General features: G+C 65.1%; 17 protein-coding genes and 1 riboswitch. Of the genes, 10 read left to right on the forward strand and 7 right to left on the reverse strand.

Annotation, left to right across the window (positions count from 1 at the left end):
* Positions 1 to 7 precede the first annotated feature (7 nt).
* From CH302_RS23390 to CH302_RS23405, 4 genes are read left to right on the forward strand one after another with little or no spacing between them, the layout of a single operon-like run.
* Positions 8 to 1,051, forward strand: a complete 1,044-nt coding sequence (locus CH302_RS23390) for a glycosyltransferase (RefSeq protein ID WP_170945866.1) — start codon at positions 8 to 10, stop codon at positions 1,049 to 1,051.
* Complete coding sequence (locus CH302_RS23395) at positions 1,048 to 1,989, forward strand: NAD-dependent epimerase/dehydratase family protein (RefSeq protein WP_037187244.1); 942 nt, start codon at positions 1,048 to 1,050, stop codon at positions 1,987 to 1,989. Before CH302_RS23390 ends, CH302_RS23395 begins: the two co-directional genes overlap by 4 nt.
* Positions 1,986 to 2,453, forward strand: a complete 468-nt coding sequence (locus tag CH302_RS23400) for a GtrA family protein (protein WP_037187241.1) — start codon at positions 1,986 to 1,988, stop codon at positions 2,451 to 2,453. Before CH302_RS23395 ends, CH302_RS23400 begins: the two co-directional genes overlap by 4 nt.
* Positions 2,450 to 3,286, forward strand: a complete 837-nt coding sequence (locus CH302_RS23405; protein ID WP_037187238.1) for a glycosyltransferase family 2 protein — start codon at positions 2,450 to 2,452, stop codon at positions 3,284 to 3,286. The genes CH302_RS23400 and CH302_RS23405 overlap by 4 nt, the downstream gene beginning before the upstream one ends.
* Here CH302_RS23405 and CH302_RS23410 read toward each other — a convergent pair.
* The 5 genes from CH302_RS23410 to rfbB form a co-directional block, all read right to left on the reverse strand.
* Positions 3,283 to 3,975 (reverse strand): (2Fe-2S)-binding protein, encoded by a 693-nt coding sequence (locus CH302_RS23410; RefSeq protein ID WP_037187235.1) that lies wholly within the window; start codon positions 3,973 to 3,975, stop codon positions 3,283 to 3,285. The two genes, CH302_RS23405 and CH302_RS23410, sit on opposite strands and share 4 nt — an antisense overlap.
* Positions 3,972 to 4,739 carry an ABC transporter ATP-binding protein gene (locus CH302_RS23415; RefSeq protein ID WP_037187232.1) on the reverse strand — a complete coding sequence of 256 codons (768 nt, stop codon included), beginning with the start codon at positions 4,737 to 4,739 and terminating at the stop codon, positions 3,972 to 3,974. Before CH302_RS23415 ends, CH302_RS23410 begins: the two co-directional genes overlap by 4 nt.
* Positions 4,736 to 5,821, reverse strand: coding sequence for a FecCD family ABC transporter permease (locus CH302_RS23420; RefSeq protein WP_037187230.1), 1,086 nt, complete (start codon positions 5,819 to 5,821; stop codon positions 4,736 to 4,738). Before CH302_RS23420 ends, CH302_RS23415 begins: the two co-directional genes overlap by 4 nt.
* Positions 5,821 to 6,792: an ABC transporter substrate-binding protein gene (locus CH302_RS23425; RefSeq protein WP_037188737.1), complete on the reverse strand. Its 972-nt coding sequence runs from the start codon at positions 6,790 to 6,792 to the stop codon at positions 5,821 to 5,823. Before CH302_RS23425 ends, CH302_RS23420 begins: the two co-directional genes overlap by 1 nt.
* A gap of 99 nt (positions 6,793 to 6,891) precedes the next feature.
* Positions 6,892 to 7,010: riboswitch (cobalamin riboswitch) on the reverse strand.
* Positions 7,011 to 7,064: 54 nt separating this feature from the next.
* Entirely contained in the window at positions 7,065 to 8,069 is a 1,005-nt protein-coding gene (rfbB, locus tag CH302_RS23430; protein ID WP_037188736.1) for a dTDP-glucose 4,6-dehydratase, read from the reverse strand.
* A 226-nt stretch (positions 8,070 to 8,295) separates the two neighbouring features.
* On the opposite strand from rfbB, the gene CH302_RS23435 reads away from it, so the two are divergent.
* Both CH302_RS23435 and CH302_RS23440 read left to right on the forward strand, forming a co-directional pair.
* A complete protein-coding gene (locus CH302_RS23435; RefSeq protein ID WP_052047302.1) occupies positions 8,296 to 9,072 on the forward strand; it encodes a hypothetical protein in 777 nt (258 codons plus the stop codon).
* Positions 9,069 to 9,620 (forward strand): hypothetical protein, encoded by a 552-nt coding sequence (locus CH302_RS23440; RefSeq protein WP_052047301.1) that lies wholly within the window; start codon positions 9,069 to 9,071, stop codon positions 9,618 to 9,620. Before CH302_RS23435 ends, CH302_RS23440 begins: the two co-directional genes overlap by 4 nt.
* Before the next feature lie 16 nt (positions 9,621 to 9,636).
* Here the strand turns inward: CH302_RS23440 and CH302_RS23445 are convergent, their stop codons facing one another.
* Entirely contained in the window at positions 9,637 to 10,155 is a 519-nt protein-coding gene (locus CH302_RS23445) for a maleylpyruvate isomerase family mycothiol-dependent enzyme (RefSeq protein WP_052047300.1), read from the reverse strand.
* 130 nt (positions 10,156 to 10,285) lie between these two features.
* On the opposite strand from CH302_RS23445, the gene rfbA reads away from it, so the two are divergent.
* The gene (gene rfbA / locus CH302_RS23450) at positions 10,286 to 11,158 is read left to right on the forward strand and encodes a glucose-1-phosphate thymidylyltransferase RfbA (protein WP_037187227.1); all 873 of its coding nucleotides are present in this window, start codon (positions 10,286 to 10,288) and stop codon (positions 11,156 to 11,158) included.
* Positions 11,155 to 11,739 (forward strand): dTDP-4-dehydrorhamnose 3,5-epimerase family protein, encoded by a 585-nt coding sequence (locus CH302_RS23455; RefSeq protein ID WP_037187225.1) that lies wholly within the window; start codon positions 11,155 to 11,157, stop codon positions 11,737 to 11,739. The genes rfbA and CH302_RS23455 overlap by 4 nt, the downstream gene beginning before the upstream one ends.
* 177 nt (positions 11,740 to 11,916) lie before the next feature.
* Here the strand turns inward: CH302_RS23455 and CH302_RS23460 are convergent, their stop codons facing one another.
* Entirely contained in the window at positions 11,917 to 12,435 is a 519-nt protein-coding gene (locus tag CH302_RS23460; protein ID WP_082323528.1) for a GtrA family protein, read from the reverse strand.
* Between the two features lie 47 nt (positions 12,436 to 12,482).
* Between CH302_RS23460 and CH302_RS23465 the strand changes: the two genes are divergently transcribed.
* On the forward strand, positions 12,483 to 13,934 hold the full coding sequence (locus tag CH302_RS23465; protein ID WP_037187223.1) for an FAD-binding oxidoreductase: 1,452 nt from the start codon (positions 12,483 to 12,485) through the stop codon (positions 13,932 to 13,934).
* Positions 13,931 to 14,695: a decaprenylphospho-beta-D-erythro-pentofuranosid-2-ulose 2-reductase gene (locus CH302_RS23470; RefSeq protein ID WP_037187221.1), complete on the forward strand. Its 765-nt coding sequence runs from the start codon at positions 13,931 to 13,933 to the stop codon at positions 14,693 to 14,695. The genes CH302_RS23465 and CH302_RS23470 overlap by 4 nt, the downstream gene beginning before the upstream one ends.
* The last annotated feature ends 24 nt before the right edge of the window (positions 14,696 to 14,719 follow it).

The raw sequence follows: 14,719 nt of genomic DNA on the forward strand, positions 1-14,719 counted from the left end.
CCTCGTGATGTCCGACGACGCTGCTGCTGATCCGCACCGCATCTCCATCGTGGTTCCGGTCTATCAGGGCGAACGGACGCTCAGCGCGTTGATGGACGAGATCATCCCGTTGACCCAGGTGGTGCACACTCCCCTCGGGCGTCCGATGGTCGTCGAGGAAGTTCTGCTCGTGTTCGATCACGGCCCCGACAACTCCGCTGCAGTGATCAGGCAGCTCACCGCAGCGCACACGTTCGTGCGCGGTGTATGGCTGAGCCGCAACTTCGGCCAACACCCGGCCACGCTCGCCGGTATGGCATCGAGCGGCGGCGAGTGGATCGTCACGATGGACGAGGACGGCCAGCACGACCCGGCGGCCATCGGCGGCATGCTCGATACCGCCCTCGACCAGCAGTCCACCGTCGTCTACGCCAAGCCCACCAATGTCGCTCCCCACGGAATGTGGCGCAACGCAGCCTCCAAGGGTTCGAAGTGGCTGATCGCCAAGGCTCTGGCCGGGGACAACACCGTCGACTACCAGAGCTTCCGCCTGGTGCTCGGTGAAGTCGGTCGCTCCGTCGCCGCCTACGCCGGTTCCGAGGCGTACCTGGACATCGCACTCGGGTGGATCGCAGGCGACGTCACGACCAGCCCGGTGGCGTTGCGCGAAGAGGTGGACCGTCGATCGGGCTACCGACTGCGCACCTTGCTCTCGCACTTCTGGCGGATGGTGCTCTCGAGCGGCACCAAGGGCCTGCGGCTGGTCAGCTTCATCGGCATCGCCTTCGCCGTACTCGGCCTGATTCTGGTGGCGTACGTACTGGTGTCGTACTTCGTCTTCGATTCGGGTGCCGAGGTGCGAGGCTGGGCATCGACGATGGTGATCCTGTTGTTCGGCTTCGGGGCAACACTGTTCTCCCTCGGTGTGGTGGCCGAGTACGTGGGCGTGAACGTCAAGACGGCCATGGGCAAGCCGCCGTACCTGATCGTCACCGATCCCGGAAACGGCCCGCTCGGACGCACTGCGCCTGCCGTATCGACCGAATCGCCCGAAAAAACGCCGCCGTTGTGACCGCAACGCACACGTGGATCGTCGGCAGCGGCGGACTGCTCGGCGCTGCAGTGACCCGCGAGGCCGGTCGTCGTGGGCATCGGGTGCACACCAGCACCATCCCGTGGTCGGATACAGCGTCCGCCGAACAGGCTCTGCTGCAGCGCTGTTCGGACTTCTTCGACTCCTTCACCGACGGTACCTGGAACGTGATCTGGGCTGCGGGCGCGGGCGTGAACGGAACCAGCGCAGCACAATTCGCCGAAGAGAACGGCCTGATCCGCACCGTCCTGGCACGTATCGAGGCTGTCGCCGCCGACCGCGCGGGCACCGGAACCGTGTTCCTCGCCTCGTCCGCCGGAGGTGTCTACGCCGGCGCGACAGGTGCCCCACATCACGAGGGAACGAGCCCGGTTCCGTTGGGCGACTACGGCTTCGCCAAGCTGCAGTCCGAGGCCATCGCGACCGAGTTCGGTGCACGCACCGGCATCAACGTGGCCATCGGCCGGTTCGCGAACCTCTACGGGCCGGGTCAGAACCTCGCGAAACCGCAGGGCCTGATCTCGCACCTGTGCCGGGGATACCTCATGGCCTCCCCCGTCTCCATCTACGTCCCGATGGACACGTTGCGCGACTACCTCTACGTGTCCGACGCGGCCGAGATGGTTGCCGACACCCTCGCCATGTCGGCCACGCAACGACTCTCGCCGACGATCAAGATCTTCGCCTCCGGTGAGGCCGTCACCATCGGCTCGATACTCGGAGCGTGCCGGACGGTGTTCCGCCGTCGACCGAACGTGGTGCTGGCGGCGTCCCCACTCGCAGTGTTCCAGGGTCGCGATCTACGGCTGCGGTCGACGGTCTGGCCACAGATCGATCGCCGAACGCACCGAACATTGCCCGCCGGCATCGCGTCGACCCTGTTCGCGACGCGTCAAGCATTGGGGGTCGGTCGATGACCGAACCACAGACTCCCGCTCCCCCGGCCGGCATGAACGGCGCGCCCGGGCCGCTGATGCGCATCGTCAAGAATCAGAAGATCGCGTTCCTGCTCGTCGGCGGCGTCAACACCGCATTGGGTACCGCGTGGTTCATCCTGTGGCAGTTGCTGATCGGCGAGCAGTACGGATACCACGCCGCGATCGTGCTCGGCTATCTCTGCAACGTGCTGTGCGCGTTTGCGATGTACCGCTACCTGGTGTTCCGCGTGCGGGGTCACTTCCTACGTGATCTGCTGCGGTTCTTCGTCGTGAACTTCGGCGCGTTCGTCGCCAACATCTCCCTGATGACGATCGCCGTGTCCGTCTTCCACTTCCCGCCCATCCCTTCACAATTGGTCGTCACAGCCGTGATGGCAGTCGTCAGCTTCTTCGGCTACCGCGACTTCTCGTTCCGCAGAAAGAGCCAGGCCCCCACACCATGACCCCCCGTGTTTCCGTAGTCGTCCCGGCATACAACAACGCCGAGTACCTGGCCGAGACCATCGATTCGATTCTCGCCCAGACGTTCACGGACTTCGAACTGGTCATCGCCGATCATTCGTCGACCGACGGAACCCTCGCCGTCGCGCAGAAGTTCGACGACCCACGGATCCGCCTCCTGACCACCCCGGCCGGCGGCGGTGCACAGGCCAACTGGAATCGCGTCACCGAGGAAGCCACCGGCGAGCTGATCAAGCTGGTCTGCGGTGACGACACCATCGCCCCCACCGCGTTGGCCACCCAGGTGCAGGCTTTCGACGACAGCCCGTCCGCCGTTCTGGTCGCCTCGCAGCGGACTCTGATCGACGCCTACGGCAAGACGGTCATCGCCGCCCGCGGGCTCGGCGGACTGCACGGAACGGTCTCGGGTCGAGTCGCCGCCAGAACCGCAGTTAGGGCCGGTGCCAACATCTTCGGCGAACCCGGCGGCGTCATGATGAAGCTGTCGGAACTCCGCGAGATCGGACTGTGGGACAACAGCCATCCCTACCTGATCGACCAGGCCACCTTCATCGCAGTAGCGCTACGCGGCGACATCGTGGCAATTCCGCAGCCCTTGGCCTCGTTCCGCATCAACTCGGGACAGTGGAGCGTGGAACTGGCGACACAGCAGGCACGTCAGGCTGCGGACTTCCATCGCTCACTGCAGGCAAGTGACCCGACTTTGTTGTCCGACAGCGACGTTCGCATCGGCAACGCCAAGGCTCTGATGACGTCGTTCATGCGTCGTGCGGTGTACCTGCTGCTGCGGCACCGGATGTCGCGCAGCAGCTAGTATCGCGCGGCGGCCTCGAGGCCCCGCAGCCTGTCCGACGGTGATCGACGCGGACAGCTGGTGCACTTGTCCGCCCCGCTCGTCTCGTAGAGGAGGCAGCACGAGCTACGCCGTGTGAACCGCCGTCCACCGACGTCGACGAAACGCGGCGCGGGAAGTGTCGCGGCCATCTCCCCGATCAGCCATTCTGCGAAGTCGCTGCCGAGTGACCGATCACCCAACGCAGCACCGACATCCAAGCTTCGGTTGGCGATCGAATCCGAGGCGATCGCCCACAACGCTTGCCTGCGTACCCCCGAGGCCGCCGACAACGCGTCGACGATGCCGGTGAACGTCTCGTTCACTGCCGCGGGCAATGCCGCGACCTCGAGAACGCTGTCCGACACCGTTCCACCCAGATATCCGTCCGGACGCAGGAAGCAGCGCGAGCCGTCCAGCCGTGTATCTGCTGCCTCACCCGTGGCCATCGCAGTGGCGATGGCAAGGAACGCGATCGTCGAGCTGGCCGAATACCACCACAGCGTTCCGTTGACCCGCGCGTCGGTGCACTGCCACCGGCGGCCGGTATCGGCGACCCGCGCCCGCAGCCAGTCGTCGTCGAGCATGACCGTCGCACAGAGATCGAATGGCCCGTCGATGTACTGCTGCAGACCCGGGACTCGTTCTGCCGCAAGCGCGTAGGCGTTCATGCCAGCCCCTGAATGTCGATGGTGGGTGGCGGTCCTGTTCGGACGGTCGCGCGAATGCCGAACACGTCGGCAAGCAACCGATCGTCGAGAACATCGGTGGTCGGTCCCGACGCCACCACGGCCCCGCCGTCGAGCACGGCGAGACTGTGGCAGTACTCCACCGCCAGCCGCAGATCGTGGACGGTCACGACGACGGCCAGCCCGTCTGCGGCGAGGTCGCGAATCGCGTTCATCACGATCAGTTGCTGCCGTAGGTCGAGGTGGTTGGTCGGCTCGTCGAGCAAGAGGGTCTGCGGTTGCTGCGCCAGGGCGCGCGCGATGGACACCCGCTGCCTCTCACCGCCGGACAGTGCACCGACGTCGCGGCCGTCCAAGGTGAGCAGGTCGACGCGGTCCATACACGCGGTGACGATGTCGTCGTCGGACGAGGTGGGGCGGTCGAACCAGCCGCGGTGCGGCACGCGGCCGAGCGCTACGGATTCACGGACGGTCAGACCGACCGATGCCTGCGGCTCCTGGGTCCCGACCCCGATCGTCCGCGACAGCTCCGATCGCTTCATGGTGTGCGCATCGACGCCATCGACGAGAACCGTTCCGGCAGAGGGAGTCAGAGCTCGGTAACAACACCGCAGTGCTGTCGTCTTCCCGGACCCGTTCGGCCCGACGAGACCGAGCACCTCGCCGGGCGGAACGTCGAAGTTCACCCTGTGCAGCACCTCTCGCGACCCGAGTCGCGAGGACAATTCCCGCACGGACAGTCTCATCGGATCTCCCGTGCGTAGCGGCGATACAGCATGAACACGAAGATCGGTGCGCCGACGAGCGCGGTGATCACTCCTACCGGGACCTCGGTGCTCTGTGTGATCGATCGTGCGAGCGTGTCGGCACCGACGAGGGCTATCGCACCGAACAACGCCGCCACGGGCAGCAGCCTGACGGCGCGGGTGCCGACGACGTATCCAGCGAGGTGCGGCACCAGCAGACCGACGAATCCGATTCCGCCACTGACCGATACCGCTGCACCCGCCAGCAGGGAGATGGCCAGCAGTTGCATCATCCGGAACCGACGTACGTTCATACCCAGCGCGGCCGCGCCGTCGTCACCTGTTTTGAGCAGGTCCATCCTGGGCGCGCTCATCATCACGAGTATTCCTACGCAGAGCAACGCCAGCACGGGGAACACGAGCGTCGACCAGCGGGCGTCACCGAAACCGCCGGCAAGCCAATGCATTACACCGCTCAGGCTTCGCTCGTCCGCGAACACGAGCAGCGTCAAGGTGATGAGAGCGGTGAACACGCTGCCCACTGCGACACCGACGAGGACGATCGCCGTCGACTGTGGGTAGCGACCGCCGATCGCGAGCGCCAGGAACAGCGGGATCAACGCACCGACGAACGCAGCCCCAGGCACGGTGAACGCGCCGAGCGCACCCGCGCCGATACCGAGCGTCATCACCATCACGACTCCGAAACCTGCACCCGAGGACACGCCGAGCAGGTATGGATCGGCGAGCGGGTTTCGCGTGACCGCCTGTGCCACGCCGCCGGCGAGTGCGAGGGACGCACCGACCACCGCAGCGGTCAACGACCGCGGGAGCCGCGAATCGACGACGATCGCCGCACGCGCCTCGGTCCACCACGACTCGAACGCGCCTGGCGCGAGACGGTGCGCGACTATGGCCCACACGTCGCCGATGGGTATGCGCACCGACCCGAACGAGACGGCCGCCGCAATGGATGCGAGCAACGCTGCCGACGAGAGGAGCAGGATCACGGAGTAGCCGGTGCGCGACGATCGCGTGCTCCGAACCGGGGCCGCGGCGGGCCTGTCCAGCACTGCGCTCATCAGAAGCGATCGGGATGCAGCGAGCGCGCGATCGTCTCGGCGCTTCCGACGAGCCGTGGACTCTGGAAGAAGTCGTCGAGCGGAACGACCACGAAATTGTCCTGCTGCACTGCCGGCGTCGTCGCCATGATCGGCTGACTCTTCAAGAAGTCGATCTTGTCCTCCGCGGACGTATCGCCGTAATCGAGGACCACGATGGCCTCGGGGGCCCGTTCGCCGACGAGTTCCCACGTCGTACCCAAGTACGGCCGGTCCCCCTCGGGAAAGATGTTCTCGGCCCCGGCGTGATCGGCGATCAGTTGCCCGACGCCCACACTCCCGATCGTCGTGGGCTCGTTCTCGCCCGAATCGTAGAAGAACGTGGGTGTGGGGGCGACGCCTGCCAATGCGTCGTCGATCTCGGTAAGCCCGCTGACCACGCCGTCGGTGACGTCCCGCGCAGCGTCGGCCACGCCCAGAATGTCGCCCAGTTGCGCGTAGTCCGTCTCCAACATGCCGATATCGGCAAGACCTGCGCCGCAGTACTCGGAGAACAGGAACGTCGGGATGTCGAGCTCTGCGAACGACGCGCGCGAGCGCCCTTCCTTGTCGTCGAACGCGCTGCGCATGCCGCCCACGACGAGATCCGGCTCGAGATCGAGAATTTGCTCCTTGGTCGGATACTCGTCGGCGAGTCCCTCTATCGACGCGAACTTTTCGGCGGTCTCCGGCGTCGGAACGGCATTGCGATACCCCATTCCGATGATCCGATCCGCCACGCCCATCTCGATGAGGACCTCGGTGACGTGGTCGTTCATCGACACGATGCGCTGAGGCGGGGATTCGAAGCGCTGGAGGGTTTCGCAGTTGGTCACCTCCACGGGCTGATCGAACTGCGCTGTCTGCGCAGACTCGGTCGGTGAGTCACCGCGGGAGCACCCCGCGAGAAGGACGGCCGCGGCGAGAACGGCGATGCGGGCGGAGCGTGACATGAGGACCTCACTGGAGCTCAGAGCCACGAAATGAGAGTCGGGTGCGCAGCACGAAGCGGCCACGCGCAGGACTGCCGATTCGTAGACCACGACGAATAGGTGTGTCGCACACCGGTCGCTGGGTAATCGGGCTCGCCACCTGTATCAGTGGCCCACCGTTGCGGGTCAGCGCCGGATTTCGACCGGCTTCCCCCATTGCGACTGGCTTGCTTGTGTTCGCCACGCAGTATGCACCACAGTGCCGATCCCGCGTGACCGTGCCTCCGCGTCGGTTACGGCAGGACGGACTCCTTCGCCGCGTAGACCGCCTCGGTGGCGTCTTTCTGCGGTCGCCACCACTGCTCGTTCTCGCGGTACCAGTCGACGGTTGCCTTCAGTCCGGCGCGGAAGTCGACATACGTTGGTGTCCAACCCAATTCGGTACGCAGTTTGGTCGAGTCGATGGCGTAGCGGAGGTCGTGGCCGGGCCGGTCGGTGACGAAATCGAAGGCGTCGGGTGCGTTGCCGGTCTCTTCGAGGATCGCTTCGAGGACGGTGCGGTTGTTCGCTTCGCCGTCGGCTCCGATGAGGTAGGTCTCGCCGATGCGGCCACCGTCGATGATGGCCCAGACGGCACTGTTGTGGTCGTCGACGTGGATCCAATCGCGCACGTTCTGCCCTGCCCCGTAGAGCTTGGGCCGGGAGCCACTGAGGATGTTGGTGATCTGACGCGGGATGAACTTCTCCACGTGTTGGTACGGGCCGTAGTTGTTCGAGCAGTTGGAGATGGTGGAACGGACCCCGAACGATCGGGTCCAGGCGCGCACCAGCAGGTCGCTCGAGGCCTTGGTGGAGGAGTACGGGCTCGACGGGTTGTACGGGGTCGATTCGGTGAACCGTGCCGGGTCGTCGAGTTCGAGGTCGCCGTAGACCTCGTCGGTGGAGATGTGGTGGTAGCGGACGTCGTGTTCGCGGACCGCGTTGAGCAAGGTGGTGGTGCCGATGACGTTGGTGTGCACGAACGGCCACGGATCGGTCAACGAGTTGTCGTTGTGGGATTCTGCGGCGAAGTGCACGACCAGGTCCGTCTCGCGCACGAGACGGTCGACGAGGTCGGCGTCGGCGATGTCGCCGTGCACGAACTCGATGCGATCCGCCACCGGGTCGAGGGAGGCCTTGTTGCCGGCGTAGGTGAGTTTGTCGAGCACGGTGACCTGGGAGTCGGGGCGCTGCGCGAGGGTCTGATGTACGAAGTTCGCGCCGATGAACCCGGCCCCACCCGTGACGAGAATTCTCATGAACAGGCACTTTACCGGCGGAGGCTCGTGCGGGCCGTTCTTGTCGGGTCCACTGGCCATCCCAGCGGGGGTGCTGCGCTGCACGGAATGCTCCACTCGACGCCCCAGCTGTGGGGATCCCGGCGATGAGACCTTCGAGTGGAGCAGTAGTTGCACCGCGTCCGGAGGTCGACCCATCATGTCGGGCGCGCGTGCTAGCTTCTGTTCGACTTCGGGGGGAGTGACGATGCGTCTTCGATACATACTGCTGCGTCTCGCGGCATCAGTAGCGGTGCTGTTCGGGATGATGTGGGCAATCCCGCACTTTGCGCCGCCTGTGCCGGAACCGTACGAGGGGGTACAGGCCCTTCCTCCGGTGTCGCCGGAACCCACGGGCTCGACCACGCCCCCACCACCCCTGCCGCCGGGGTTTCCGTCCATGAACCGGCCGCCACCGAAAGTCGAGGTGCCCGACGGCCAGCCGCAGCCCATCGCCACCAAATTCGGCTGGACCTACGAAATACCGGCGGACTGGGAAAACTGGAATGACGGATTCTCGGAGTGGGTCGGCGAGGACGGATCGACCGCAACGTACGGGGCAATGGGCCTCCACGGTCGATTCGATTGCGAGGGGGGTGAGTTCGAGTCTTCGGCGATCAGCGGAATGACCGGTCGACGTGCCGGAGACTTGACGATCCTCGCCTATCGAGAAGCGCAGAAAGCGTCGATGATCTTCACCAACCGAGACGGGTCACTGGCACCCACTGTTCAGATCAGCGACCCCGAGTATCTACAGGTCGACGGAGTCCCGGCTGTCCGCTACACAGCCCTGGTGGAAGACATACCGGATTCGCCGTACTGCCCTCCTCCCCGCGCCACATTCGACGTTGTCACCACTACCGGTTTCGCCACGGCAGAGGTCGCGGTCTTCGTCGTGCTCGCCGACCGTGATGTCGAGAACGCACTCTCCGATGAGGACGTCGACGGCCTCGTCTCGTCACTGAGAAGGACCGAGACGCAATGACCGAACCGCTGATCGCCAGATCCTCGGAAATAGCCGGCTTCGGAAATCTTCTCGATCGCATCGGCGGCGACACTCTGGCCAGTCATCGTTATCTGCTCGATCATGCAGGCCTGAGCGAGAACGTGATTGGGCAGATTCTGCAGCGACTCCAGCCGTATCTCGCACGCTTTCAGGAGATGACACGCACTCGGCAGGTTCACCTGTCCGCCAACTGCGGGGAAATGGGTGCAGAACTCAACAGGGCGGCATGGCTGTATGCCGATCAGGATCAGCGAAACTATGACCTGCTGAACGCTCACACAAGCGCGCTGCCACTACCGGGCATCGATCGTGGCAGCTCGGATCGTGCCGCGGTCGGCCACGTGGACGAATTCGACGGGGCGGTCGATTACGGACGGCCCCACGGGATCGACTATCCCGCGCCGAATCCCGTCGTCGACGACGTCCGAGAGTTACTCGACGATGCCGCGGAGATCGTGTGGCCGAACGAATGGCCGACTCCGATCGCCGAGACCGGAACTTCGCCTTACCGAATTCAGTGGGAGTGATCGACCGCTGGAACTGTCAGGAGCCTCGGACAGTGCGCCCGGCGAAAGCCGCCAAACGCTCGTACGCGTTTGCGCTGTCGGGTGCCGGTTGCTCAGGATCGAAGGCACCGCCCCGCCGTTCGTCGGTCATGTTGGCCGACATGAACACCATCCCCTCCTCCGCCACCGTCTGGTCGAGGTCGTCCGTGCCGCGACCGAGTGCGGTCGCGAGATCCCACGCGTGCACCGAGAGTTCCGCAGCGACCATGCCGAGCGGCAACGGCGAACCTGCATCGATCTCGGCCAGCAGTTCGCGAGTCCGCTCCGTCCACAGCGGAATCGGATCCGACGACGGTTCGGGCGACGCCGCCCAATCGATCTCGCCACCTCGAGCCATGGTCACCAAGTTGGCCGCGGTGTCCACCAGGTGGTCCGTCAGCTCGGCGACGGTCCACTCGGTGCAGGGCGTGGCCGATGCGCGGTCGACGTCGGTGACCGTGGAGAGCAGAGCGGTGACCTGGCTGATACCGGTTTCGATCTGGGTGCGGCTCGTCACGATCGTTGTCCTCGGTTCTCTCGGAGGGCTGGGTATGCGGCGAGCGTAGGTGCACCTCGGAGCTCACGCAGCGGAAACGGGGCAGGCACAACCGCGCGGTCGACCGGGGGGTCTGGAAGACTGCGGGTTCATGCGGGGAATCATTCTGGCGGGCGGCACGGGCTCGCGTCTTCATCCGATCACGATGGGCGTCAGCAAGCAGCTGGTCCCGGTCTACGACAAACCGATGATCTACTACCCGCTCTCGACACTGATCCTGGCCGGGATCCGCGAGATCCTCATCATCACCACACCCCAGGACGCCGACCAGTTCACCCGCCTCCTCGGCGACGGCTCCCAATTCGGCATCGAACTGACCTACAAAGTCCAACACGAGCCCAACGGCCTCGCCCAAGCCTTCGTCCTCGGCGCCGAACACATCGGCACCGACTCCGCAGCTCTGGTGTTGGGCGACAACATCTTCTACGGCCCCGGCCTGGGCACCCAACTCTCGCGCTTCGATCACATCGACGGCGGAGCCGTCTTCGCCTACGAGGTCTCCGACCCCACCGCCTACGGCGTCATCGAATTCGACGACAACCGCAAAGCGATCTCCCTCGAAGAAAAACCTGCCGCCCCGAAATCGAACTACGCCGTCCCCGGCCTGTACTTCTACGACAACGACGTCATCGCCATCGCCCGCGACCTGCAGCCCTCCGCGCGCGGGGAATACGAGATCACCGACGTCAACCGTCACTACTTGGAGGCCGGCCGCCTGCAGGTCGAGGTTCTCCCTCGCGGTACTGCCTGGCTCGACACCGGCACCTTCGACTCCCTCCTCGACGCCTCCAACTACGTGCGCACCATCGAACAACGCCAAGGCCTGAAAATCGGGTCTCCCGAAGAAGTGGCCTGGCGACGAGGATTCATCACCGACGACGAACTGCGCGTGCGCGCCGAGACACTCGTCAAGTCCGGGTACGGCCGCTACCTGCTGGATCTGATCGACCGAGGGAACCGATGACCTTTCGTGAACTGACCATTGCCGGTGCCTACGAATACACCCCACGCCAGTTCGGTGACGACCGCGGAGTGTTCTTCGAATGGTTCAAAGCGTCGGCGTTCGAGGCCACGACCGGGCGGTCGTTGGAGCTGCTGCAGGCGAACTGCTCGGTCTCCGCAGCCGGGGTCCTGCGCGGAATTCACTTCACCACCAACCCACCCGGGCAAGCGAAATACGTCACCTGCGCCCGCGGAGCCTTCCTCGACGTCATCGTCGACCTGCGCGTCGGATCACCGACGTTCGGGCAATGGGACAGCGTGCTGATCGACGACATCGACCGCAAAGCGGTCTTCCTGTCCGAAGGACTCGGCCACGCCATCCTCTCGTTGGAAGACAACTCGACCGTCATGTACCTGTGCAGCCTCGAGTACACCCCGGCCTTGGACCGCGACATCAACCCCCTCGACCCCGCGCTGGGCATCGACTGGCCCACCACCGCCCGCGACGGCACACCCCTGACCTACGAGCTCTCCGACAAGGACACAGCCGCACCCACCCTCGCCGAAGCCCTCGAACGCGGAGACCTGCCGAACTTCTCGTGAGCGGCGGGACGAGGCGGCGACGCCAGATCCGGGCAAACGCGCGCGCGTCAGTCAGGCGCGCGCAGAATCGCCCGTCACCGCTGACGAGAATGCGCGCGTCTAACAAGTGCGCGCGCGTTTGCGGACCTCACGGGGGGCGAACCCGCGCCTGCGAACGCCCGGCGGCGACTCGGAGGCTCAGCGGATCTTGAAGATCACGAATCGCTGCACGAGGAAGTTGATGACCGTCGCCGTGCCCTGCGCGATGACGAAGGCCACGTTCGCGTACCAGAAGCCGTCGGGAAGGGCCTGGTAGAGCCAGGTGTAGATGCCCACCTGGACGGCGAAGGTAACTCCGTACAGCGCGACGACGGCAAAGAACCGCGCCCGTGACGGGGCCGCGTTGAACGTCCATCGACGATTGATCAGGTAGGCCGTCGTGGTTCCGAGGACGAAGCCGATGGCCTTGGCCAGGGTCACCCCCACGCCGAACACGAAATGCAGGATCAGGTTGACGCCCTGGTCGACGATGGCCGACAGCACACCCGTCGCCAAGAAGCGCAGCACCTGCGTCTTGAGATCGAGGGCCGCGTCGGCGATGTTCTCGGTCAGCGGCAGCTCGACGGGGAGCGGGACGTGATGCTGCAACTCGTCGTCCTCGGGCGACCAGTCGTCGCCCGTGGAGCCTTCTTCTGCGGAGCGGTCGGGGGTGGACACGAGGACTGACACTAGCCGCTGCTGCGGTGCGGGTACCCTCTTGAGCGATGTCCACGACAGCCGACGACGCACTCTTCCCCCTGGAACCACAGGCCGGGAACACTGCGCCGCTACCCACGCAGACCCGCACACTCACCGGTTGGGGCCGCACTGCGCCCTCCACTGGAGAGGTGCTCTCGACCTCCGACCCCGAGCTCATCGCGAACGCGGTCAAGCAGGTCGCCGAGCAGAACGACTCCAAGCCGGCCCACCTCCGACGCGGCGTCATCGCCCGCGGCCTCGGCCGCTCCTACGGTGACAACGCGCAGAACTCCGGCGGCCTCGTCATCGACATGAACGCCTTGAACGGCATTCACAGCATCGACGCATCGACGCGGATCGTCGACGTCGACGGTGGCGTCAACCTCGACCAGCTGATGCGTGCCGCGCTGCCGTTCGGCCTGTGGGTACCGGTGTTGCCGGGCACGCGCCAGGTCACCATCGGCGGTGCCATCGGAACGGACATCCACGGTAAGAACCATCACAGCGCAGGTAGCTTCGGCAACCACGTCCGCTCGATGGAACTGCTCACCGCGGACGGCCAGGTCCGCCACCTGACGCCGTCGGGAAAGAACGCCAAACTCTTCTGGGCGACGGTCGGCGGCAACGGCCTGACCGGCATCATCCTGCGCGCGACGATCGAGATGACGCCGACGGAGACGGCCTATTTCATCGCCGACGGCGACGTCACCACCACCCTCGACGAGACCATCGCCCTGCACAGCGATGGCAGCGAGAACAACTACGACTACTCGAGCGCGTGGTTCGACGCGGTTGCTCCGCCGCCCAAGCTCGGCCGCGCGGCCCTCTCCCGCGGATCGCTCGCGACGTTGGACCAGTTGCCGGCCAAACTCCAGAAGGACCCGCTGCGGTTCAACGCCAAGCCGTTGGTGACGTTCCCGGACGTCTTCCCGAACGGTCTCGCGAACAAGTACACATTCTCCGCCGTCGGCGAGGTCTGGTATCGCAAGGCCGGCAACTACCGGAACAAGGTCCAGAGCCTGACGGCGTTCTATCACCCGCTGGACATGTTCGGTGAGTGGAACCGTGCCTACGGCTCCAAGGGATTCCTGCAGTACCAGTTCGTTGTGCCGCCGGAGGCCGTCGACGAGTTCAAGAAGATCATCGTCGACATCCAGAAGTCCGGGCACTACTCGTTCCTCAACGTGTTCAAGCTGTTCGGACCCGGAAACAAAGCGCCACTGAGCTTTCCGATTCCGGGTTGGAACATCTGCGTCGACTTCCCGATCAAGCCGGGCCTGAACGAGTTCGTCCGTGAACTCGACAAGCGCGTGCTCGAATTCGGTGGCCGTCTCTACACCGCGAAGGACTCGCGCACCGATGCCGAGACCTTCCACTCGATGTACCCGCGGATCGACGAGTGGATCAAGGTCCGTCGATCCGTTGACCCCACAGGCGTTTTCGCCTCCGATATGGCTAGAAGGCTGGAACTGCTGTGACGATAGACGCCGTAGGTAACCCCCAGACGATTCTCGTTCTGGGTGGCACCAGCGAGATCGGTCTCGCGATCACCGAGGAGTACCTGTCGAAGTCCCCGGCACGTGTCATCCTCGCCGCGCTGCCGAACGACCCGCTGCGCGAGAGCGCCGTCGCCCAGCTGAACGCCAAGGGCGCGAAGTCCGTCGACGTCATCGACTTCGACGCACTCGACACCGCGTCGCACCCGAAGGTCATCGACGCGGCCTGGGCCAAGGGTGACGTCGACGTCGCCATCGTCGCCTTCGCCGTCGACTTCGATGCCGAGCAGCTCTGGCAGGACCAGCGCAAGGCCGTCCTCGCCGCCAACATCAACTACACCGCGTCCGTGTCGGTCGGCGTGCTGCTGGGCGAGAAGATGAAGGCGCAGGCCTACGGCCGCATCATCGTCATGTCCTCGGTGGCGGGCGAGCGGGTACGTCGTTCCAACTTCGTCTACGGCTCCACCAAGGCCGGACTCGACGGGTTCTACCTCGGACTCGGAGAAGCGCTGCGCGAGTTCGGACCTCGGGTCACCGTCGTTCGCCCGGGCATGGTGCGCACCAAGTTCAGCGCGCACGTCAAGGAAGCCCCGATGACGGTCGACAAGGAGGTCATCGCGAAGCTCGCGGTGAACGCGTCACGCAAGGGCACTCCGCTCATCTGGACTCCCGCTCCCTGGCGTCTGGTGATGATGGTCCTGCGGCACGTACCGCGGCCCATCTTCCGCAAGCTGCCGATCTGATCTCGATGACACTTCTGCATTCGT

Source organism: Rhodococcus sp. 15-2388-1-1a (assembly GCF_002259145.1).
GTDB lineage: Bacteria > Actinomycetota > Actinomycetes > Mycobacteriales > Mycobacteriaceae > Rhodococcoides.

Bases quoted from the DNA above. Each gene is read 5' to 3' on its own strand.
- CH302_RS23435 (WP_052047302.1), top strand. From the start codon at position 8,296: ATGCGTCTTCGATACATACTGCTGCGTCTCGCGGCATCAGTAGCGGTG.
- rfbB (WP_037188736.1), bottom strand. From the start codon at position 8,069: ATGAGAATTCTCGTCACGGGTGGGGCCGGGTTCATCGGCGCGAACTTC.
- CH302_RS23420 (WP_037187230.1), bottom strand. From the start codon at position 5,821: ATGAGCGCAGTGCTGGACAGGCCCGCCGCGGCCCCGGTTCGGAGCACG.
- CH302_RS23440 (WP_052047301.1), top strand. From the start codon at position 9,069: ATGACCGAACCGCTGATCGCCAGATCCTCGGAAATAGCCGGCTTCGGA.
- CH302_RS23425 (WP_037188737.1), bottom strand. From the start codon at position 6,792: ATGTCACGCTCCGCCCGCATCGCCGTTCTCGCCGCGGCCGTCCTTCTC.
- CH302_RS23400 (WP_037187241.1), top strand. From the start codon at position 1,986: ATGACCGAACCACAGACTCCCGCTCCCCCGGCCGGCATGAACGGCGCG.
- rfbA (WP_037187227.1), top strand. From the start codon at position 10,286: ATGCGGGGAATCATTCTGGCGGGCGGCACGGGCTCGCGTCTTCATCCG.
- CH302_RS23405 (WP_037187238.1), top strand. From the start codon at position 2,450: ATGACCCCCCGTGTTTCCGTAGTCGTCCCGGCATACAACAACGCCGAG.
- CH302_RS23410 (WP_037187235.1), bottom strand. From the start codon at position 3,975: ATGAACGCCTACGCGCTTGCGGCAGAACGAGTCCCGGGTCTGCAGCAG.
- CH302_RS23455 (WP_037187225.1), top strand. From the start codon at position 11,155: ATGACCTTTCGTGAACTGACCATTGCCGGTGCCTACGAATACACCCCA.
- CH302_RS23465 (WP_037187223.1), top strand. From the start codon at position 12,483: ATGTCCACGACAGCCGACGACGCACTCTTCCCCCTGGAACCACAGGCC.
- CH302_RS23415 (WP_037187232.1), bottom strand. From the start codon at position 4,739: ATGAGACTGTCCGTGCGGGAATTGTCCTCGCGACTCGGGTCGCGAGAG.
- CH302_RS23390 (WP_170945866.1), top strand. From the start codon at position 8: ATGTCCGACGACGCTGCTGCTGATCCGCACCGCATCTCCATCGTGGTT.